Source organism: Xenorhabdus aichiensis (assembly GCF_028598775.1).
GTDB classification, from domain to species: Bacteria; Pseudomonadota; Gammaproteobacteria; order Enterobacterales; family Enterobacteriaceae; genus Xenorhabdus; species Xenorhabdus bovienii.
Genome location: NZ_JAQRFO010000018.1, coordinates 48475 through 69412 on the forward strand (window position 1 = coordinate 48475; position 20938 = coordinate 69412).

Annotated in this window: 21 protein-coding genes, 2 pseudogenes and 1 riboswitch; of the genes and pseudogenes, 11 read left to right on the forward strand and 12 right to left on the reverse strand. The window is 40.9% G+C overall.

What is annotated here, in order from left to right; genetic code table 11:
• Window positions 1-83 precede the first annotated feature (83 nt).
• Both thiD and cspE read right to left on the reverse strand, forming a co-directional pair.
• Window positions 84-884 (reverse strand): bifunctional hydroxymethylpyrimidine kinase/phosphomethylpyrimidine kinase, encoded by an 801-nt coding sequence (gene thiD / locus PSI22_RS10045; protein ID WP_273579648.1) that lies wholly within the window; start codon window positions 882-884, stop codon window positions 84-86.
• Between the two features lie 41 nt (window positions 885-925).
• Window positions 926-1018: riboswitch (TPP riboswitch) on the reverse strand.
• Window positions 1019-1138: 120 nt separating this feature from the next.
• A complete protein-coding gene (gene cspE / locus PSI22_RS10050; RefSeq protein ID WP_038195172.1) occupies window positions 1139-1348 on the reverse strand; it encodes a transcription antiterminator/RNA stability regulator CspE in 210 nt (69 codons plus the stop codon).
• A gap of 544 nt (window positions 1349-1892) precedes the next feature.
• On the opposite strand from cspE, the gene PSI22_RS10055 reads away from it, so the two are divergent.
• Window positions 1893-2096: a hypothetical protein gene (locus PSI22_RS10055; RefSeq protein ID WP_273579623.1), complete on the forward strand. Its 204-nt coding sequence runs from the start codon at window positions 1893-1895 to the stop codon at window positions 2094-2096.
• Between the two features lie 187 nt (window positions 2097-2283).
• Here the strand turns inward: PSI22_RS10055 and PSI22_RS10060 are convergent, their stop codons facing one another.
• Together PSI22_RS10060 and mgrB are read right to left on the reverse strand one after the other, a co-directional pair.
• Complete coding sequence (locus tag PSI22_RS10060; RefSeq protein WP_038182229.1) at window positions 2284-3654, reverse strand: amino acid permease; 1371 nt, start codon at window positions 3652-3654, stop codon at window positions 2284-2286.
• A gap of 507 nt (window positions 3655-4161) precedes the next feature.
• A complete protein-coding gene (gene mgrB / locus PSI22_RS10065) occupies window positions 4162-4302 on the reverse strand; it encodes a PhoP/PhoQ regulatory lipoprotein MgrB (protein ID WP_461716741.1) in 141 nt (46 codons plus the stop codon).
• Between the two features lie 188 nt (window positions 4303-4490).
• Between mgrB and PSI22_RS10070 the strand changes: the two genes are divergently transcribed.
• A complete protein-coding gene (locus tag PSI22_RS10070; protein WP_012989155.1) occupies window positions 4491-4877 on the forward strand; it encodes a helix-turn-helix domain-containing protein in 387 nt (128 codons plus the stop codon).
• Window positions 4878-4987: 110 nt separating this feature from the next.
• Here the strand turns inward: PSI22_RS10070 and PSI22_RS10075 are convergent, their stop codons facing one another.
• Both PSI22_RS10075 and PSI22_RS10080 read right to left on the reverse strand, forming a co-directional pair.
• A complete protein-coding gene (locus PSI22_RS10075) occupies window positions 4988-5818 on the reverse strand; it encodes an N-acetylmuramoyl-L-alanine amidase (RefSeq protein ID WP_273579649.1) in 831 nt (276 codons plus the stop codon).
• A gap of 341 nt (window positions 5819-6159) precedes the next feature.
• Window positions 6160-7614, reverse strand: coding sequence for an alanine/glycine:cation symporter family protein (locus tag PSI22_RS10080; protein WP_273579624.1), 1455 nt, complete (start codon window positions 7612-7614; stop codon window positions 6160-6162).
• Window positions 7615-8397: 783 nt separating this feature from the next.
• Here PSI22_RS10080 and PSI22_RS10085 point away from each other — a divergent pair.
• The 3 genes from PSI22_RS10085 to PSI22_RS10095 all read left to right on the forward strand — a co-directional run bounded on the left by PSI22_RS10085 (window position 8398) and on the right by PSI22_RS10095 (window position 9982).
• Entirely contained in the window at window positions 8398-8589 is a 192-nt protein-coding gene (locus PSI22_RS10085; protein WP_012989158.1) for a hypothetical protein, read from the forward strand.
• A gap of 427 nt (window positions 8590-9016) precedes the next feature.
• Window positions 9017-9499 (forward strand): PliI family lysozyme inhibitor of I-type lysozyme, encoded by a 483-nt coding sequence (locus tag PSI22_RS10090; RefSeq protein ID WP_273579625.1) that lies wholly within the window; start codon window positions 9017-9019, stop codon window positions 9497-9499.
• 111 nt (window positions 9500-9610) lie between these two features.
• Window positions 9611-9982 carry a hypothetical protein gene (locus PSI22_RS10095; RefSeq protein ID WP_273579626.1) on the forward strand — a complete coding sequence of 124 codons (372 nt, stop codon included), beginning with the start codon at window positions 9611-9613 and terminating at the stop codon, window positions 9980-9982.
• A 43-nt stretch (window positions 9983-10025) separates the two neighbouring features.
• On the opposite strand, the gene prfH is transcribed toward PSI22_RS10095, so the two are convergent.
• The 5 genes and pseudogenes from prfH to PSI22_RS10115 form a co-directional block, all read right to left on the reverse strand.
• Window positions 10026-10643, reverse strand: coding sequence for a peptide chain release factor H (gene prfH / locus PSI22_RS10100; protein WP_273579627.1), 618 nt, complete (start codon window positions 10641-10643; stop codon window positions 10026-10028).
• Window positions 10640-11761, reverse strand: coding sequence for an RNA ligase RtcB family protein (locus PSI22_RS10105; protein ID WP_273579628.1), 1122 nt, complete (start codon window positions 11759-11761; stop codon window positions 10640-10642). The genes prfH and PSI22_RS10105 overlap by 4 nt, the downstream gene beginning before the upstream one ends.
• A 377-nt stretch (window positions 11762-12138) precedes the next feature.
• A complete protein-coding gene (locus PSI22_RS10110) occupies window positions 12139-12876 on the reverse strand; it encodes an ankyrin repeat domain-containing protein (RefSeq protein WP_273579629.1) in 738 nt (245 codons plus the stop codon).
• A 299-nt stretch (window positions 12877-13175) separates the two neighbouring features.
• Window positions 13176-13271 (reverse strand): annotated as a pseudogene (locus PSI22_RS21480) (hypothetical protein); the annotation flags it as partial.
• A 581-nt stretch (window positions 13272-13852) separates the two neighbouring features.
• On the reverse strand, window positions 13853-15100 hold the full coding sequence (locus PSI22_RS10115; protein WP_273579630.1) for an amino acid permease: 1248 nt from the start codon (window positions 15098-15100) through the stop codon (window positions 13853-13855).
• Between the two features lie 78 nt (window positions 15101-15178).
• On the opposite strand from PSI22_RS10115, the gene PSI22_RS10120 reads away from it, so the two are divergent.
• Together PSI22_RS10120 and PSI22_RS10125 are read left to right on the forward strand one after the other, a co-directional pair.
• Window positions 15179-15475: a hypothetical protein gene (locus PSI22_RS10120; RefSeq protein WP_273579631.1), complete on the forward strand. Its 297-nt coding sequence runs from the start codon at window positions 15179-15181 to the stop codon at window positions 15473-15475.
• A gap of 897 nt (window positions 15476-16372) precedes the next feature.
• Window positions 16373-16495 (forward strand): annotated as a pseudogene (locus tag PSI22_RS10125) (integrase); the annotation flags it as partial.
• A 130-nt stretch (window positions 16496-16625) separates the two neighbouring features.
• Here PSI22_RS10125 and icd read toward each other — a convergent pair.
• Window positions 16626-17879 (reverse strand): NADP-dependent isocitrate dehydrogenase, encoded by a 1254-nt coding sequence (icd, locus tag PSI22_RS10130; RefSeq protein ID WP_273579632.1) that lies wholly within the window; start codon window positions 17877-17879, stop codon window positions 16626-16628.
• 141 nt (window positions 17880-18020) lie between these two features.
• On the opposite strand from icd, the gene rluE reads away from it, so the two are divergent.
• The 4 genes from rluE to hflD all read left to right on the forward strand — a co-directional run bounded on the left by rluE (window position 18021) and on the right by hflD (window position 20937).
• Window positions 18021-18650 (forward strand): 23S rRNA pseudouridine(2457) synthase RluE, encoded by a 630-nt coding sequence (gene rluE, locus PSI22_RS10135; protein WP_273579633.1) that lies wholly within the window; start codon window positions 18021-18023, stop codon window positions 18648-18650.
• Window positions 18643-19095, forward strand: coding sequence for an NUDIX domain-containing protein (locus PSI22_RS10140; RefSeq protein WP_273579650.1), 453 nt, complete (start codon window positions 18643-18645; stop codon window positions 19093-19095). The genes rluE and PSI22_RS10140 overlap by 8 nt, the downstream gene beginning before the upstream one ends.
• Window positions 19096-19204: 109 nt before the next feature.
• On the forward strand, window positions 19205-20308 hold the full coding sequence (gene mnmA, locus PSI22_RS10145; RefSeq protein WP_273579634.1) for a tRNA 2-thiouridine(34) synthase MnmA: 1104 nt from the start codon (window positions 19205-19207) through the stop codon (window positions 20306-20308).
• Between the two features lie 2 nt (window positions 20309-20310).
• Entirely contained in the window at window positions 20311-20937 is a 627-nt protein-coding gene (gene hflD, locus PSI22_RS10150) for a high frequency lysogenization protein HflD (protein WP_273579635.1), read from the forward strand.
• The last annotated feature ends 1 nt before the right edge of the window (window position 20938 follow it).

Sequence of the window (20938 nt, forward strand, 5' to 3'; positions counted from 1 at the left end):
CTGAACTTATTCAATTCTTCATTTTTCATGATGGGGATAACCATATCCCCATCGTTTAATCACAATATGGTTATGTACCTCCACTACCACCATTGATGAAAATGGTGCACTGGCCCTATTCCCTTTCCAACATCCAGTGTATCTGCCTGCGTCAGTGCATTCTGCAAATAAGTTTTCGCCGCTGGCAGTGTGTTTTCCCAATCAGGATAACGGGGACGTAATGCAGCAAGCGCCGCAGAGAGCGTACAACCTGTGCCATGAGTGTGTCGCGTATTGATTCTGGGAGCAGTAAAACGCCACTCTCCTTTAGCAGTAAACAACCAATCTGGACTTTCTTCATTAACCAGGTGTCCCCCCTTCAGTAAAACCGCCTGACATCCCATTGAAAGCAATTCCCGCCCCTGTTGCAACATTTCGTCTTCCGTCCCGGCAATGTTACATTTCAGTATGGCTGCCGCTTCTGGCAAATTTGGCGTAATTAGGGAGACGTTTGGCAAGAGTTGCTCTACCATCGTCGTTATTGCTTCTGGGGATAATAAGGGATCGCCACTCTTAGCCACCATAACCGTATCCAACACGATATGGGGAACAGGATAACGTTTCAGAGCTTCTGCAACTACATTGACATTGGCAACATTGGATAACATGCCTATCTTGATGCTATCCATTCTGACATCAGAAAGCACCGATTCAAGCTGCTCAGCGACAAAGCGGGGATCAATGTCATAAACTGATTGAACTCCCATCGTATTTTGGGCAACCAAAGCGGTTATTACTGTTGTGCCATAGGCTCCAAGTGCGGAGAAAGTTTTTAAATCAGCTTGAATGCCGGCACCACCGCTAGGATCGGTTCCTGCGATGGTCAATGAATTAATTCTCATGATGGTGACTCCTAGCACCAGCCAAAGAAAAGCCAGTATCAGAATAGGAGATACCATGACTTCCCTACGCTGGCATTATCCAGATCAGGTAATACGGGTACTTCTCAGTTCAATCAAGAACGCCCCGAGTCAAAATAAAAAATCACTCTATTAGTAGCTCAATAGAGTGATATTTGCAATCAGTTATCGTTAAGAAACAAAACTAACGATAAATCTATTTGGTCAGTAATAAAATACCAGCCAAAATAAGTTTGTTACTATAAAGCTGTGACATTTGCAGCCGCAGGACCTTTAGGACCATTCTGAATTTCAAACTCAACTTGTTGGCCTTCAGACAATGTTTTAAACCCATCTTTCATAATTGCAGAAAAATGTACAAATACATCTTTGCTACCATCAGCTGGAGTAATAAAACCAAAACCTTTAGACTCGTTGAACCACTTCACAGTACCAGTGATTTTTGCCATTTCAAAAATTTCCTTTGAATCGCTTTATTCGCCGATTGTAATAAAAATAAACAAACCCATATTCGTCGCTGTTATTCATTAACAGAACCAATACTTCGTTTACCCATGTGTTTTATCACATACTCTTTATATAATCGCAAGCCATTTTTTTCAGGTGCTGAATCCAATGCACACATTTAAAATTCTTAACAACTGTTCCTATTTTTAAATTACTAAAAAGTCCACACATAACACAACAATATGAATTTATGCAAAAATAAATTTTAACCCCAAGAAACCGCTTTAGACAATCTAATACTTTATGCTGTTTTCCACACCTATTATGAAGTACATCAGAGAGTTATAATTGCCAAAGAAATATTTCAGATAACAAAAAGATTATGACTAACTTCACTTCAAGGCTAGTATATACAATATAATTATCTTACACGTCACTAAGTTATATTTTATTTATCCTTTATTAAATATTATTCAATTCTAATATGGAGCCACATTCATCTACTATTCTATTAGAGCGATAATATTATTTCATAAAGCTTACAGCGTGTGGATATCAGGTGCTCTGGATGGTTTCAAAATCGGAATGGGATTGACATTAAATGTCACAGCAAGTAATAATTATTATTATGTCCCCCTCCCCTTGCCATTACCGATTTTTTCTATCGAATATAATAGACTGTCATTTCAGTCAACTTATATTCCCGCGACATACAATAGTAGGAATGTGCTTTTTGGCTGGCTACGCTAGCAATGGTGATCCAAGATAGTTGTACGAGGAAGTTAGACTGAGTGGCACACATTATGTTGCGCAAACTCTATTTCCTGCATCATTTTCCCTGTTGAGTATGATGCTGGCTGTAGGAAAGTTTAATGAAGCTAATCATAAGACCAGCCGGAAATAAATCCGGCCGGAAGAATACTGAATAAACTTACCGTTAGATAACTCGCGCCTTTGCCTTTTTGGCCTTGGAAAACAAGTAGCCTCCCCATAACATGCCAATCCAGAACGGCATCAGGATAACTGAGATACGTATTTCCGGTGTCATCAGAATAATGACGAGAATGAATGCAAGGAATATTAAGCACAAATAGTTGCCGAATGGATACCAAAATGCCTGAAACTTCGTCTTAATTCCTTCTGCATTTTTTGCAGCTCGGAATTTCAGATGTGCCAGACAGATCATAATCCAGTTAATGACCAACGTTGTCACTACCAGCGCCATCAACAATTCAAATGCTTTTCCGGGCATAATATAGTTAACCAGCACCCCTATAGATGTCGCCAATGCCGACAACCCTATTGATAAAACAGGTACACTGCGCTGATTAACTTTTGTCAAGATGCGAGGGGCATTACCCTGTTTTGCCAAACCATACAGCATCCGGCTGTTACAGTATACGCCACTGTTATAAACAGATAATGCCGCCGTTAATACAACCACATTCAGGATATTAGACACCCAAAAGTTATCCAAGTGATCGAAAATCAAAACAAATGGGCTGCCACCTTCTACCACATTCATCCATGGGTAAAGCGAAAGCAGAATAGACAACGAACCAATATAAAACAGCAGGATTCGATAAACGACCTGATTAGTTGCCTTTGGAATATTTTTTTCAGGATCTTCAGCTTCTGCCGCAGTAATCCCGACCATTTCCAGTCCTCCAAATGAAAACATGATCACGGCCATCGCCATAATCAGACCGGAAACCCCATTTGGCATAAACCCGCCATACTGCCATAAATTGGCTACGCTAGCCTGTGGCCCGCCAGTGCCGCTGATGAGCAAATAAGCTCCAAAGATAATCATGCCAATAATGGCAGTAACTTTGATGATAGAAAACCAGAATTCGGTTTCACCATATAACCGGACATTAATCAGGTTAATGGCGTTGATCAGCACAAAGAATATTGCAGCGGAAATCCATGTTGGAATTTCCGGCCACCAATAATGAATATACATGCCGACTGCCGTCAATTCTGCCATTCCGACAAGAATGAACATTGCCCAGTAATTCCAGCCAGACAGAAAACCGGCAAAATCACCCCAATATTTATAAGCAAAATGGCTAAACGAGCCAGCGACAGGCTCTTCGACAACCATTTCGCCCAGTTGACGCATAATTAGAAATGCAATAAACCCACCAATGGCATACCCGAGAAGTACCGAAGGCCCAGCCATTTTTATGGTTTGAGCAATCCCCAAAAACAATCCCGTTCCTACTGCACCACCGAGGGCAATAAGCTGAATATGCCTGTTCTTTAAACCACGCTTAAGCGTAGATTGTTCTGCTTGTTCTGCCATCTAGTCCTCTTATTTATAATGCTTAGAACCCGTCTCATTAAGCTATTTTATTTGTCGTTTTGAACCTGAACAGGGCGAGAAATTCTCTCATTTCCCCTAATTTCTGCGCGATTTGTCGTGCTCAAACTACCTTAACAATTGTAGCTATTGGGTTAAGCTCTGATTTTAGCGCGACATTTAAACCAACCCCCATTAAGCTATCTTATTTATCACTTTGAACCTAGACTGTGTTCATGCGAAAGCAATAGTTTTTAAACGCGCTTTAGTACGGCCCAAAGGGGAACTCAGCGAATCATCTTTACGTGCTAATCCTTAAGCAACTACGTTTACGCTCCAGTTTCTACACACAGTCCGTGTTCAAACTGTCGTCAACAATTAACGCCTGCTGGGATAAGCTTTTAGTCTGCTAATTAGAATCAGGTGAATATTAAAACATCATTTTCCAAGAATGAATACTGCGAACGTATGTTAGCACAGATAGTTGCAAGAGGATGATTGAGGTGAATATCAAAAAGGCAGGTATCGGGTAATTGAACAGATCCCCAATTCAAACCCTTCATTACCTTGATCACAATGGATGTCCAACGCTAATAAATATAAAAACAGACACACTGTTATTAAACATAGCACTAAAAAAGTTTTTTTTATGTTCAATTGAGTCACCTCACAATAATTTCATTGTAGTTAACTTTATAATAAAATATTATAGAGAGTTTTTATGTAGAAAAAATTTAAATCTCACGCTTGATTACTAGAAATACCTATGCTGATGGGTTTTGTCATCTTGAAAGGAAGTTGTGTATACTCCTCAAACCTTCAATCAATTTAAAATTGTAATGCCACAAGATAACCACTTAGCACTTGTATGCGCACTGAGTAAATGGATCGAAAACCACCTTGGCCGAGTTATCCATCTTGAAGAGCTTGCTGCTTATTCTGGCTATTCGCTTTGGCACATGCAGAAAATATTCAAGGAAGTCACGGAAATCTCGCTTGGAAAGTACATACGCCAACGGCGGTTGGCCGGCGCTGTTCACCTGCTGAGAAACAGTTCCTTGTCTATTTTTGATATTGCCTTAGATTTTGGCTTCGGCTCTCAATCTCATTTTACCTATATGTTCCGTAAAGAATATGGCATTACACCTTACGATTTTCGTCAAAGTACAGATATAGAACTTGAAGTTAAGCTTCCATTGCATTTGACTTATAACTGCCAGTTATGAACTCTAGCACCATCAGCGGCCATTCGTTAAGGCCGCAGTTTCCTTCCCTCACGTCATGATATCTATTCCAGTGCTCTGAATAACACAGTACTACCGTACTACATGAATCATCATTTGTATTTTTCGACTAATGCCAAAGCAATCGCTTCCGTTTCCACATCAGGAACACCACTAATATCTGATGGGCGGAAGTGCATCTGAAACGCCTGAATGATTTTATGGGTATCTTCATCCAAATGACCTGTCTGAGGTATGGAATAGCCATAGAGAGCCAACGCTTTCTGGATACCAATGACTGGCACAGGCATACTCGACACCCTGTTGGCCAGATATTTATTAACCGTTATGAGATCCGGCCAAGCACCAATACCTTGTTGATAAAGTGCTTGCCACGGAAAAACAGGACCAGGATCTTTTTTCCTGAGCGGTGCGATATCACTATGACCAACAACATTCACAGCCTCAATTTGATATCTCTGAATAATATCTTTTGCCAGTCGGATTAATGCATCAATTTGTGACGGATGGTATAAACACCATTCTTTTTTGATAAAGTGTTGCTTAAAACCACAATTAACGATTTCAATCCCAATAGAATTGCTATTTAGATTTTTATACCCCCTCCAGTCACTCCTCCCTGCATGCCAGGCCTTCTCATTTTCAGAAGCCAACTGAAAAATAACGGGTTCTTTATTTTCATATTTTGGCCGAGATGGGATGAGATAATGGACACCGACATTACCTCCGGTTAATACTCGTAAAGAATTTTGATCATTCAATGCCGTATAATGCAAAACAAGAAATCGGGCTGAATCGATGCCCTGCTTAGTTGAATAAGAATGCGAGTGATCAACGATATAATCGTTTCTGACTTCTCTTTGAAGCTGATGACTGCAACCAATCAACAACGTAATACATGCGCCTAATATTAATCTTCTTATCATGTTTGATCAGTGATTATGGAGGAAAAATAGAATCATCATGACTATATAGTAGATAAAACTACAATAGATGTGATGTTTTTTACTGGCAGAGGCGCTTATTAAAATCCAATAAAAACCGGGCATCCACTGAATGATTGAATGTCCGGCTGATACGTTTTATCTCATATGAGTAACATCATGTTACTCATAATGAATGTATATCCTTCACCTTTTAAATTGCTGCTTTATTGGTGGCTTTCACTCACCCCAATCATATAGTTATCTATATTCCTGGGGATTCGCTTCGCTCATTTACCACCGCGCTGCAACTTAAAATTTATTAAGCATATACCTCAGTATCAGTGACTGCACTTTTGGCTGTTCTGAGATGGCTTATTATCCCAGATGCCTTCTTCAACTTCCTTTTGAAGCTCTGGATACATATTGATATCGAATGTCGGCAACTGCCCTGCTTTTCTCTGCTGGTTGTAATCCTTAGCCAGCTTTATCGCAATACCTGATAACAAAAGAATAGCAATCAAGTTAACAATCGCCATACATGCCATCGATAAGTTCGCCATATTCCAGACTAATGGCACCTCTGCCACCGAACCAAACATCACCATGCCTAGCGCAGCCAAGCGCAGGATAAACAAACCTGCGGTGTGATTACGCTCCAGGAATATCATGTTACTTTCAGCATAAGCATAGTTGGCAATAATCGATGTAAAAGCAAAGAAGAAGATTGCAATAGCAATGAATGTCGTTCCCCAATGCCCAACAGCCGATGATAATGCCCGCTGAGTCAATTCAATTCCACTGATAGCAGTCACATTTTCATTGAGAATACCAGAAGACAGGATAATAACAGCGGTTGCACTACAGATAACAATCGTATCCATAAATACCCCCAGCATCTGCACATAGCCCTGAGAGGCCGGATGCGGCGGATATGGCGAGGCGGAAGCCGCCGCGTTTGGTGCAGAACCCATCCCAGCTTCATTCGAGAACAACCCTCTTTGAACACCCTGAATCATCGCCTGAGAAATGCCATAACCTAATGTTCCCGCGATCGCTTCCTGAAGGCCAAAGGCACTCTTGATAATTAATGCAAATACTTCTGGAATACGTTCAATATTGTGACCAATAACCCAAAACGCCAGTAACAAATAAGCACCAGCCATAATTGGTACGACTAATTCCGCAACCCGCGCAATCGAACGCAGCCCGCCGAAAATAATCGCGCCACTGATAATGACTAATACAATACCGACATAAATAGGTTTGACATGAAAGGCAAAAGCAGCCGCTTCCGCAATTGAGTTTGCCTGAACAGCGTTAAATACAAGACCAAACGCGATAATAAGGAAGACTGAAAACAATACCCCCATCCATCGCTTCTTCAACCCTTTTTCCATATAGTAGGCAGGGCCGCCACGATAATTTCCTTGATCGTCTTTCGTCTTGTACAACTGGGCAAGCGTGCTTTCCACAAAAGAAGTTGCCATACCAATAAATGCAACTACCCACATCCAAAAAATAGCGCCAGGCCCACCAGCCGTAATCGCAATTGCAACTCCCGCCAAGTTACCCGTTCCAACACGTGCTGCAAGGCTAGTACATAAAGCCTGAAAAGATGAAATGCCAGAATCATCTGACTTATTACTATTTTTCAAGACTGAAAACATGTGGCTAAAATGACGAAGCTGTATAAGACCAGTGCGCAGTGTGAAGTAAAGGCCAACTCCAAGGAGTAAATATATTAATACATAGTCCCAAAGCATGTTGTTAATGAAGTTAATCAGATCCGTCAAGATATTTTCCCCTTACTATTAGCAAACATTAGCTGACCATAAATCAGTATCCTGCAAAATTTATTGTGCTCAATATCCTTTATAATTAACCAGTCACAAGCAACACAATTCTGTGTACAAAAAATACAGAGATACCCGCCAGTAAAACGAAAAGAATGTAACACAATATCTATTTCAATAGGTAACTTTTAATAATTTTTTTACATTTACTTTAGCATTTATTAAGATTCATGCTAAGTTTTACTGGAGATTTATTGCCCATTTCAAGCCTCTCAAGCGCATTTCACCAGCAATATATGCTGCGTAATCTTGTTTCCAGATATATTGCAAAAATACAATTTAATTAACAATTTCACCCATAATAAATAACCATTTGGCAATCAAGATACAACCACCACAAAGCAATCTCAATACAATACCCTTATAAAAAACGTGCTTTAATCAGAAGTTATCTTTCTACAAGCACACCAAATGTACTACTCACTTTTCCTCCCTCCCATATACTGTCATGTTCCTTATGTAGTAATAACTCTATTTATTAAAAATAATAAAATAATTACAAAATTTAATATTGAAATTTCTAAGATTTACGAAAACATATAGCAATATTCTTCTTCAAATGAGATTATTAAATTTTAATACTGTGATAGTTGGAAAAAACCATCATTGCATATTAAAATTTTCAATTGTTATTTTTACAGTAGAAACAACAACGATAAGTTAATAAGATGTTAACGTTCCACTATCTGGCCATCAGATAATCTGCTAGTGAGGTTATAATTGATGTTAGAGCGAAAAAGAAAAAACCCCGCAGACAACATTCTGCCTAAACGGGTTTATAGAGGAAAATCAAAATACGAGTATCACCCAGCAACAGGCGGTTCGATCTCTATCTGTTGTTTAAGTTCACCAGTATCCGTTGTTTGGAAAGAATACAACAAGGTTGTAGAAAAAATTGAAAAAAACAGCACGTAGAGTTTGATATATGTTGAGATTAATAAAGCGGGAGTTTCCACTCCCGTTGATTTTCTGGCTTTCAATTAATTCCATTCATATTTTCAAACAAAAAACAACCAATGTGTAATGAATTGTTGGATATTTCTAAAGAATGATATATCTCAATTAGAATAAAATTCAGCATCCATATCAAAAAAAACCATATTACGAAATATTTTCTTGTTATTTATAGTCAATAACCATACTTTTAATATCCAAATAATAATAATAAAATTTACTAATAATCCGCACTAAAATCACATTCTCTCACCTATAGGCTATCGACCTAACCCAATTGACGACTTCATCCGGCCAGTAAGCATCTCAGCTTTTGAAATCCATGCTACGATATAAATTTAATACCATCCACATGTTGAAACAAACAATAGCCAATGGAGTATTACTTATGTATTTGTGTAAGATACTAAAAATTGCTGTTATCCCTACTCTATTCGTTCTATCACTATCAACCCCGGCTCTCGCAAAAGATGGAGCATTGATTAATTTACCTGATAAGAAATTTGCTGTCATATCAGTTGGCGATCTGGAAAGTGAATCCATTGGCAGCTATTCTATCGCTGTTTTCAAGGATCGGGATCTGACAGAATTCGAAACCGGAGCTGTCTTTTCCCGTGATGGTTCGGTGTTCGAAGATAACAATAAGCCAAGAGTGACATTTGCAGATATTAACGGTGATGGTGCCAAGGAATTGATTGTGTACAAACTTACGGCAGGCTCTGGGAATTATCTTGAAGTTGATGCACTCAAGATAACAGATAGAAATGTCAAACTCCTCGCCCGAATCAATACAGATAGTAAACATGACCCAATTCAGTTACTCCGCATCCTGTGTAAAAAAGGCCTGTGCACAGGTCAGCAACACCATTAATCACATAATCAAAGCACCCAGTTTTCCACCGGAATTCAGGGCAAACCATGAATAATGTACTATTGTTAATGTTGTCACCACTATCCCGGTTTAGTCGATTAAGAGGAAACTATGAAACGTCTTTTACTACCACTTTTCCTTGTCCCATTCTTCTCTTATGCCGCACATGTGAATGCAGATAAAACAGCGGAAACCTATTGTGATTTGTTTGGAAAAGCCTCTGTAGAAGCATTCAAGACTAATGCCTCACCAGATGCCATAGCTCAAAAAACCTTTAATGAGTTGAACAAGAAGGGATTCGATCTTAAGGAAATCCATAGCAACAAGGATGAATTAATTTCCTCTATCAAACAAACAGTCATAGAAGTCAGAAAGAATAAACAAGTATTTCCAAGCCACAAACATTTTGACGAAACATTAGATAAGTCCGTCAAGACTTGCAAGGCTCAAATAAAAGATACCTTATCTCAAAGTACTCAATAATCGCTTCTAGAGCGACGGACACTCATCGTCGCTCTATTTATCATCAAATTTGCGGACTAAACTGCATACCTACAAAGGTACGTACAGGATTACCCCTTTCTATTTGATTGTGAAACAAACGTCGTTCAGCCTTAAGTTGAGCCTGATGCATATTTTGCTGCTGCTGTAACCGATGCTCCAATAACAAACAAGCAAGCCGCCGATTAGCATGCTGGCTGCGCGCCGACTGTACCTTGACACTGATTCCACTAGCAATATGTACTGCCCGAATTGCTGATTCTGTTTTGTTGACATGTTGCCCACCAGGACCTGAGGCTCTCAATGTTTCAAAACGTATTGCACTTTCCATTATTTGCTGTAAAGGCTTAAACTGCGCCACACCGATAAACCAGTTTTTACGGCCATCTCCTTTTCGCCACGGGCTTGCACAAATCCATTTGATGGTCCCGTCCCAGCGCTCAAAAAACTGCTGTTCATTTTCGCCCTGAATAGCAACCATCACAGAGCGTAATGTATGAGAACGCCTCCCTGACTCTTCCTCCAATATATCAGCCATAACACCTAATTCGTCGGCTTCATGGATCAACCGTTCCAAAGCCTTTCTGACAGCCAGCGCGCATTCATCTGGCCCCTGAGCAGCGGAAATCTGCAACAATATCATTCCTTGTTACCCCGCGTTTTATATGTCAGAACGGGCTTAAGCCGCGCTATCAATTTCACCAGACCCGCTTGCAGCATAGCATCCATCACGCCGCCTATAGGTTTATAAGCTTCTGGGGCTTCCTGAAAAATCAGTTGCTTATCCAGGCAAATCACACGACTGCCAAATGCGGTACGAGAGAGCTGTTCTGCGTTGTAACGCCCGGTTAAACGCGCTTTACACTCACCACGCATCCATTTCCGCCCCGCACCATGAGCAAGGGAAAAGAGGCTGCGATCACTGGCCAGTGGCTGAACCAAGTAGCTGTAATCCCCTCGCGATCCCGGAATAATTACGGCTCCTTGATCAGAAGGTGTTGCTCCCTTACGGTGCAACCAGCCATCAACATTGCCAATTGTGTATGGTGTGAGCAAATTATGTGAAACATCAAATAAGCAACTCCCATGAGCTCGCCAGCGTTTTAACATCCTCTCTGCAATTAACTGGCGGTTAAAACAAGCATAGTCCAGAGCTTGCTGGTGCTGTTGAAGATAACTCTGCGCTTCCGGGCTGGACGCTATCAGCCCATTATGCCCATGTTCGCGAACGTGCTGTTCAAGAATAACTTGTCCCAACCCGCGCGAACCACTATGTACCAATAATAAAAGCTGTTGTTTACTCAATTGCCATGTTTCGAGCATTTCCGGCTGATAAATTTCATCCAGTTGCTGCAATTCAGCAAAATGATTGCCACCACCAATCGTTCCCGGTGAATAACAAAAATGCTCAGGTATATCATCAGGCAACTCTTCTGCTTGCAGAGGATTATCAATAGAACCAAGCCGTTTTTCCAGCTTGTCCAGCGACCATTTGTTCAGTGTCAGATCTGTTCGCCACAGGGCCATACCGCAGCCGATGTCATTGCCAATAAGGGCAGGATAAAAACGTGAATGTGAAAAAAATGCAGCACCAACTGGATATCCTCTGCCCGGATGGAGATCAGGCAGACCAACGACACTTACCATATCAGGGAGTTGTGCTGTTGTTTCAAGTTGCTGGATAGCTTTACCTTCCAGCCAAGTATTTTCTGCTGCGATAATCTGAACGCGAGACGCAGCTAAATGCAAAGTATTGCCCATAGATCAATCCTATGATCAATGAAAAAATAAGGGATGTGATCAGGCCTTCCTAGCCAAAGCAATACTAAAAAGAAAAATCAGTAATTAGCTATGAGCTGGCCTGAGAAGAGTCATTGTTGTTGTCATCATAAATTCCTCCTTTCAGTTATTAATGGGGTTTAGTTGATATCTGTACTTACAGACGCTGCATCTTACTCTAAGTTTTATGTCCATTACCAGTGTTTTATTTAATCTCATCTATCCGCAAGTAATAGTTGCTGATAGGGCATATTCTATTATTACAAACAGATATAGCCATCTATTTTCATAGATGACTATATCTATAGTGATCACAAATGAATTCGACTTTAATATTTATTTAATTAAGTCTTACAAAATTAATTACATGATGGCTTATGTGTTTTGTGATTTAACGCCCCGTGCTTAATGAGTAATTTTTGCATTTCTTCTAAATTACGCTCACAGGCATAGGTTAATGCGCTTTGATCATAAGAATACATGCTTTTATCATCCGTTATCGTAAATAAATTCAGATTCGCACCCTGCTCAATCAGATATTTTACTGTCTCAATTCTATTATTGCTTGCTGCGATCATTACGGGTGTTTCACCGTCATCCTCAATAGTTTGATCATTCAAATCAAGTTCATGCTTCATTAGATTATGTATTTTCTTCACTATACTGGTATTTTTACCTAAGACTGCCGATTTTAAGGTATGATGAACATCCCTTGTGTCTGTCGCCCACAAATTAGCTTTCTTTGATATTAAATAATCCACTATATCTTCATAACCAATAAAGGTAGCCCAACCCAGTGCAGTTTGATTTAAGCTACCGGTGTCTTTGGCTTCAATATCCTGACCACTCTCAACCATTTTTTTGACGGTTTCAAAATCACCTTGCTTAATAGCATCAAACCACTTGCTGTTTTCTCCGGTAGAAGGCTCTTCATAAAAAATTCTATACGATAACCTTTGTGGGTTAGCCAGATCGACCATCTCCACATAATCCAGCCTGAATTTCTTGTACTTGTCCGGATTATTCTCATTTAATACTTGAGCATTAACATTAACAGATGTAAATAGTAACGTAAAAAGCATTATTATCTTTCTCATAATTCCCTCATTGTTTAATTTAATTTCACGTTTAAAAGAGTAAAAGAATATAATCGAAATAGATTATTTCTGTTACTGTTATGCCTTATTATCGTTGAGTTACAATTCTTTAATATCTTACACTACTGATCAATCTTATCAATCGTTACCAGCAACAATTAAATTTACAATCTCGGTTGGATATATATTAATTTTCTAATTTCAATCAAAATCAGATATATTATTTCCACATCATAATTTAAACGGAGATAAATCTGTTTTAGGGAAAAATTTGAGTGGAATTTTGGTAAACGAATTTTTTAGCTCAATAAATCAACGGGAGCTACCAGGCGTTCAAAATCGTAAGTTACAGTCTTGGCAGCAATCGTCACTTCCGTTCCCTTAACGATAAAGTCAATTGGTGAACACGGTGAAGCTTTTAGGAGCAATGGCAAACGGAACAGATTCAATAATCAATAATGGGCTGTGGTGAGTGACTCTGATATATTTATGGCATCTACAATGGGATTTCATGAGGGAATATGTATGGCGGAAGCAGTAAAATTCATAAATTCGCTTTTTTGTGATTATATTTTTCTATTTGGTTTCTTTTGGTGCATTTCTGTTCCTATAGGGCTGATTTTTACAGCTATGGCATGTGTATTCAAAAAAGCAATCTACAAAATTTTATGTTCAATATCGGCTATATTCTTTTTATTTCCACCAATATTCGCGTTTATGTATATAGCACTATCTAAATAAGTCATTAAATTAAACACCAGCCTCGCAAATGTGCGGGGTTTTATTATCTGAATAATAGGATAATATTATGACACATAAAAAATTCCTTGAGAATTTTATGGATATAAACACTCCCACTGTATTTCCTGTAAACATGAAAAATAGAGATGGAATTACCGAATGTCAGTTCCCAGATGTGATCATAATGAAAGCATGGGGATTCGATTATTTTCAGAAACCCCATTGAGAATGGCTGTCAGCTAAAAAAGCTAAAAACAGCAATACCAAAACTACTAAGACCGACTAATAGAACCATCAAATTAGAAAAAGAACGATAGGGTCGTAGTGGTTCAACCAAGTACGTTGATAGAGACGGTAAAACAAACAAAATAAGCGCAATCATAGGTCCAGTGATGCCTGCGATAACGTTCAGAGTATTCGGATTCCAGATAGTCATCATTAAAGTAAGGACAAAAACGATAGCCATGCCGATCAACTTATCACGCACTTTATTTTCTTTATGATGGAGAATTTTACTCTCCAATGCTCCGACTAATCCTCTGACTCCCTCCAATGCCCCAAAGTAAGTTCCTAAGAATGATTTAGTCATAGCAATGATAGCAACAGGGGTTGCCGTTATTGCTATCCAATACAAACCCTCTTTCTGCGCGATCGCGCTGAGAATGGTAATATTGTTGTCTTTGGTTGCCTGTATTTCCTGAGGTGATAACGTTAAAACACAACTAAATACAAAAAACAAAATGACTATGCAGATTAGCGCATAAGTGGGTTTCACAATCTGTTTAATGTGGTATTCCGCATCTGTTGTGTAGGCTCGTTTACAGTGGTTAGAAAAAGTAGACATGATTGGGGTGTGGCTGAAAGAGAATACCATAACTGGCATTAGTAACCAAAGCGCTCTCACTGAATCCAGATCAATATGAATATTGCTGATGAGATGCTTAATGTTTGCACTATCCCATTGAAATATAAGCGTCACAGATAATGTCAGCAGGTAAAGAATGAGTGGAAGAACTAACACGCCCATGAATTTCAGTGTGATTTTTTTACCCAATAAGAAAATTAGGTGTAACCCTAGAACTACCATAAACGCTGTTAGTGTTCGTGGAAACTGAATCTGCCAAAATTGCTGCAACAAAATGTTAACGGAATTGGTGATAGATATTGCATAAACAAAAATAATAAGCAGGAAAGTTAGTGCATAAAAAAAGTTGATGATACGAGCTATCCTGATCCCATAATATTGTTTGGTTGCACTGAGTAATGTGGGAGAAGGGGAATCGCTGGTAATAATATAACGTGCAAGACCTAGGTGAGGGTAATAGGTAAATGGGAATGCTATCAATAGCATAACCAACATAGCAAGTGGTCCGGATAGTCCTAATTGTATAGGGAGAAACAAAGTTCCTGCACCTACTGCCGTTCCGAATAGTGCATAAAACCAAATATTGTATTCATGAATCCACTTTTGTTCCGTCTTCAAGTACGTCTCCTACTAAGTTTATAGTTTTTCATGTTTTCCTAAACCAGGATAAAGATAAATCTTTTCAGGAAAAACAGTGTGCCAACCACCGCCACCACACTCACTGCAAGCCATGCAATAAACCGATATTGCAGTCGGCTGTTAACGTTTTCCAGTCTGTCACAAGCTGCCTTGAGTCTTTTATCCAGTGCATCAAAAGATGTTTCTGTTATTTCCAACCGTTACGGTAATTTTTTGCCAAACGTTTACATTGAGCTTATCAAAGCTGCTCTGCATACCTTTGGTAACTTCATCCCGCGCACCCACTTTGAGGCTATTCAGGCACATTGTGACCTCACCGGACAGTTTCGTGATGTTTGCCTGATGAAAGTCTGAAAAGGGCTATTTTCAGGCTCTACAATGTTGCCACCATCTCCCGAGACTGTTTATGCAGCGAGTCTGTCCGGCTGTCATTCTCCAGTGCATGAAGGTGTTGCGTTGCCGTAGCTCTTCATCGCGAGTCTAACTGCCGGCGACGATCAGTGCCTTTGTCGCTTTCTGGATTTCTTCCACGATGCGTTCCGGGCGCTGTGCACATTCAAAATGCGGGTTGAGGTATTCTGCCAGTTCTCACGAAGCTGCATCAGACGTGCTTTACGGGTTTCAATGGTCAGCCCGGAATAGGCTTTCTGACAGCCTCGTGTTCGGGATTTTTGGGGTTATAACGTCGGAAATACTATTCAGAGTCACTGTGAATAGCATCATTGATGCGGACAGAAAATATCAGGTGACAGTGTAGCTGCTCCCCTCCGTCTGCGGAGGTGGAAACGTGAATAGATTAACGCTTCAAACCCCATTAAGCGCGCCTTCTGCATTATTGCATTTTCCGGAAGGATAACCCATTATCAGCAATACTGGAAGTTCTGTTAAATTATCAGGCTTGTAGTGGGGAAAAATAGCTGTTCATGTCTTAGTTGATCTTGACGGTCAGTGAATACGGTTTTTATGACTTAATAGGCCGGATTTCAAGTAAGTCTCAGTCTGCTTTATGACTCAAATTATGACATGCACTCAGTGCTTACCAAACGCAGTAATTACAACGAGTTTAAGTTATTTTCATAATATACGTCATAATGATCACCAAGGTTAAGAACTAAACCATACAAACACGCAGATTTAATTATGGAGTATGCAAAAGCGGCGCAGGCAAAAAATGTTCCCCAATAGTTTATATTATTACTCACTTACAATTCTCGCAGTCATATTCATTCTACGCATCGCCAGATAATTAATCACGAACAACGCTCATTATCGGAGCGACTTTATCGTGAACAGGGTATTAATACGAAGAATTTATTGAGGCATAAGAGTCAGCAACAAACTGACAAATACCATGATGACCGTGGTAAAGATTGAATAAAAATCGTGATTTAAATAGCTCAAAATTTGGCAGGTTTTGATAACTCTTTTTGATAACCGTTTCGTTAATGATAATAAAGTAACGGGAACTATTAAGCCCCCGTTATCTATTCAATTACGCAATCAATTACATATGACAGATAATCGCGTCACCGAACTCACTACATTTCAGCAGCTTAGCGCCTTCCATCAGGCGTTCGAAGTCGTAAGTTACGGTCTTAGCAGCAATAGCCCCTTCCGTTCCCTTAACAATAAGGTCAGCGGCTTCAAACCATCCCATATGGCGCAGCATCATCTCAGCAGAGAGAATTACAGAGCCTGGGTTTACTTTATCCTGACCAGCATATTTAGGTGCAGTACCGTGTGTCGCTTCAAACAATGCGCATTCATCACCGATATTTGCCCCTGGTGCAATACCAATACCGCCTACCTGTGCCGCCAATGCATCAGAAATGTAGTCACCGTTCAGGTTCATACAAGCGATAACATCGTACTCAGCCGGACGCAGCAGGATTTGTTGCAGGAAAGCATCCGCAATCACATCTTTAATGATGATGTCTTTGCCACTCTTAGGATTCTTGATCTTCACCCATGGACCACCATCCAACAGTTCACCACCGAATTCGGTGAGAGCCAGTTCATAACCCCAGTCTTTGAAAGCGCCTTCAGTGAATTTCATGATGTTGCCTTTGTGAACCAAAGTCACTGATTCACGATCGTTATCGATGGCATATTCAATCGCAGCACGTACCAGGCGTTTAGTCCCTTCTTCTGAACATGGTTTCACACCAATACCACATTGCTGAGGGAAACGGATCTTAGTAACACCCATTTCATCCTGCAGGAATTTGATCACTTTATCCGCTTCTGCTGAGCCTGCTTTCCATTCAATACCAGCATAAATGTCTTCAGCATTTTCCCGGAAGATGACCATATCGGTTAATTCAGGTTGTTTAACCGGGCTTGGAGTACCTTGATAGTAACGAACAGGACGCAGGCAGACGTATAGATCTAATTGCTGGCGCAGGGCCACGTTCAGAGAACGGATACCGCCACCAACGGGTGTTGTCAGAGGGCCTTTGATAGCAACACGGTAGTCACGGATCAGATCCAGAGTTTCCTCTGGCAACCAGACATCTTTGCCATAAACCTGTGTAGATTTCTCTCCGGTGTAGATTTCCATCCAAGAAATTTTGCGCTCACCACCGTAAGCTTTCTGAACCGCAGCATCAACAACTTTCAGCATGACCGGCGTTACATCAATACCAATGCCATCCCCTTCGATATAAGGGATTACCGGGTTATTCGGAACATTTAATTTACCTTTGGCATCAATAGTAATTTTTTTACCTTCCGCCGGAACAACTACTTTGCTTTCCATTAACCTCTCCTTTCAAGATAAGCGCAATGACTTGTTAATTTTTTGTAAGGGACGTGTCAATACTACTTGAATATTCTGCAAACGCCAATGGTCACAGATTTAAGGTATAATACGCACCCTCATTTTGCGCGATGGCTTATCATGACAAATATCTCTTTTAAAAAACGTAAACTTAACCGATTCAGCCAAAGAAAAAATAAAGATACTATAAAAAAATTAACAGGCCCTCGCAGGGTACTGATCTTTAATAAACCTTATGATGTGCTCCCACAATTCACCGATGAAATGGGAAGAACAACATTAAAGGATTTTATCCCATTTCCTGATGTTTATGCCGCAGGTCGTCTGGATCGCGATAGCGAAGGATTGCTGATTTTAACCAACGATGGAAAATTACAAGCCAAGTTGACGCAACCTCATCAAAAAACAGCTAAGGTTTATTATGTTCAGGTTGAAGGAATTCCTGATGAAACCGCGCTGAACAAGCTACGCAACGGCGTCACATTGAAAGATGGCCCAACACTTTCCGCTGGGGCGGAGTTGGTAGAAGAACCAGAGTGGCTCTGGGAAAGAATTCCTCCTATTCGGGAACGGAAAAGTATTCCGGTAAGCTGGCTTAAAATTACCCTTTTTGAAGGCCGCAACCGTCAGGTACGCAGAATGACCGCCCATGTCGGTTTTCCAACGTTGCGCCTAATCCGTTTCAGTATGAGTTCGTTACAATTGGGGCAACTATCCCCTGGAGAATGGAGAGAAATTGATTTTGTTTAATCCACACGTCACGGTTGCCTGCATTGTGCATGCAAAAAGCAAATTTTTGGTCGTCGAAGAATTCATTAATGAGGTTCCCCTCTGGAACCAGCCTGCGGGTCATCTTGAAGCAGATGAAACATTGCTGGAAGCCGCTGAACGCGAATTATGGGAAGAAACCGGCATTCGTGCCAAACCACAGGCATTATTGAAATTACATCAGTGGAACGCCCCTGATGGTACGCCTTTTATCCGTTTTCTGTTCCTGATTGAAATGGAACAAATCGTAGATACCGATCCACAAGATAGCGATATTCACTGCTGTCACTGGCTAAATGCAGAAGAGATCCTCAGCAGCCCACAGCTACGATCACCACTCGTTGCTGAAAGTATTCGCTGTTATCTGGAGAATCAGGCTTACCCGTTATCAATATTGGATAGCTATGGGCCACCTTTCACCAAATGAATTTTTAAATAAGAAGCCGAATAAGAAAGAGCGCGAAGACGTTTGGTGCACCTTATCTGCCGACGTGTTAAAGTATTGCGCTTGTTTTTTTCCGCAGTGAGATATATCCATGTTAGATAACAGCCAGAAAAAAGTCATTGTCGGGATGTCCGGCGGTGTAGATTCATCCGTTTCCGCCTACCTTCTGCAACAGCAGGGTTATCAGGTAGCTGGCCTGTTCATGAAAAACTGGGAAGAAGACGACGGTGAAGAATATTGCTCGGCTGCCGCTGATCTTGCGGATGCTCAGGCAGTTTGTGACAAACTGGGCATTGAGCTGCATACCATTAATTTTGCAGCCGAGTATTGGGATAATGTGTTTGAACATTTCCTTGCTGAATATAAAGCGGGCAGAACCCCAAATCCCGATATCCTCTGTAACAAAGAGATTAAATTCAAAGCATTTCTGGAATTTGCTGCTGAGGATTTAGGGGCTGATTACATCGCAACAGGCCATTATGTCCGCCGTCGGGATGTGGATGGTATCAGCCAGTTGCTCCGTGGACTGGATGGCAATAAAGATCAAAGCTACTTTTTGTATACCCTGAGCCACCAGCAAATTGCTAAAAGCCTGTTTCCCGTTGGGGAACTGGAAAAACCCGAAGTTCGCCGCCTTGCTGAAGAAATCGGTCTAGTAACAGCCAAGAAAAAAGACTCTACAGGCATTTGCTTTATTGGTGAGCGTAAATTTCGCGATTTTCTGGGGCGCTACCTGCCTGCCCAGCCGGGTTCTATCGTTACGGTTGATGGACAGACCATCGGTCAGCATACTGGCCTGATGTACCACACACTCGGCCAACGCAAAGGGTTGGGGATCGGTGGCACCAAAGATGGCAGCGAAGAGGCATGGTATGTTGTCGATAAAGATATCAACAACAATATGCTGATTGTCGCTCAGGGCCATGATCATCCTCGTCTGATGTCTGTCGGTTTGATTGCACAACAGCTTGATTGGGTTGATCGTCAGACATTAAAAACAGAAATTCGCTGCGTGGTAAAAACGCGCTATCGTCAGCATGATATTCCCTGCACTGTCATCCCCTTGAGTGAAGACAAAATTGAAGTTCGTTTTGATAGCCCCGTTGCCGCTGTCACCCCAGGTCAGTCGGCCGTATTTTATCAAGGGGAAATTTGTCTAGGCGGTGGCGTGATCGAACAACGTATACAGGAGTAGTCGTGGCTAAAAATTATTATGACATTACACTGGCACTGGCAGGTATCTGCCAGTCAGGCCATCTGGTTCAGCAGCTTGCCCATGAAGGCCAGTGTGATGCCGATACTTTTGAAGTGATGATCAACAGTATCTTGAACATGAATCCAGCATCCACACAGGATGTCTTTGGCAACAATGCCTGCAACCTGCGCATCGGCCTTGATGCTATGTTGAGCATGTTCAACAACACTCGCAGCAGAGTCTCTGCCGACCTTACCCGCTATATGTTGAGCCTAATAGTATTAGAACGCCGACTTAGCAAAAATCAGGCGGCAGCTAATGAACTGGCTAATCGCATTAACCAGCTCGAGCGTCAACAAACCTACTTTGAACCTATGTCAGAGGGTATCCTCAACGCCCTTGCGGGTATCTATGTCGATGTTATCAGCCCATTAGGGCCTCGTATTCAAGTCACGGGTTCACCTGATGTATTACGCAATACGCTGATACAGGCGAAAGTCCGAGCAGCATTACTGGCAGGTATCCGCAGCGCCGTATTATGGCAGCAAGTTGGCGGCAGTCGTCTGCAAATCATGTTTTCTCGTCAGCGCCTGATCCGACAGGCAAAAGACATTCTTGATCATTGTTAAA

Bases quoted from the DNA above. Each gene is read 5' to 3' on its own strand.
- PSI22_RS10060 (WP_038182229.1), bottom strand. From the start codon at position 3,654: ATGGCAGAACAAGCAGAACAATCTACGCTTAAGCGTGGTTTAAAGAAC.
- cspE (WP_038195172.1), bottom strand. From the start codon at position 1,348: ATGGCAAAAATCACTGGTACTGTGAAGTGGTTCAACGAGTCTAAAGGT.
- PSI22_RS10095 (WP_273579626.1), top strand. From the start codon at position 9,611: ATGAAACGTCTTTTACTACCACTTTTCCTTGTCCCATTCTTCTCTTAT.
- PSI22_RS10070 (WP_012989155.1), top strand. From the start codon at position 4,491: ATGCCACAAGATAACCACTTAGCACTTGTATGCGCACTGAGTAAATGG.
- rluE (WP_273579633.1), top strand. From the start codon at position 18,021: ATGACAAATATCTCTTTTAAAAAACGTAAACTTAACCGATTCAGCCAA.
- PSI22_RS10105 (WP_273579628.1), bottom strand. From the start codon at position 11,761: ATGGGCAATACTTTGCATTTAGCTGCGTCTCGCGTTCAGATTATCGCA.
- PSI22_RS10110 (WP_273579629.1), bottom strand. From the start codon at position 12,876: ATGAGAAAGATAATAATGCTTTTTACGTTACTATTTACATCTGTTAAT.
- mnmA (WP_273579634.1), top strand. From the start codon at position 19,205: ATGTTAGATAACAGCCAGAAAAAAGTCATTGTCGGGATGTCCGGCGGT.
- icd (WP_273579632.1), bottom strand. From the start codon at position 17,879: ATGGAAAGCAAAGTAGTTGTTCCGGCGGAAGGTAAAAAAATTACTATT.
- PSI22_RS10085 (WP_012989158.1), top strand. From the start codon at position 8,398: ATGTTAGAGCGAAAAAGAAAAAACCCCGCAGACAACATTCTGCCTAAA.
- prfH (WP_273579627.1), bottom strand. From the start codon at position 10,643: ATGATATTGTTGCAGATTTCCGCTGCTCAGGGGCCAGATGAATGCGCG.
- PSI22_RS10090 (WP_273579625.1), top strand. From the start codon at position 9,017: ATGTATTTGTGTAAGATACTAAAAATTGCTGTTATCCCTACTCTATTC.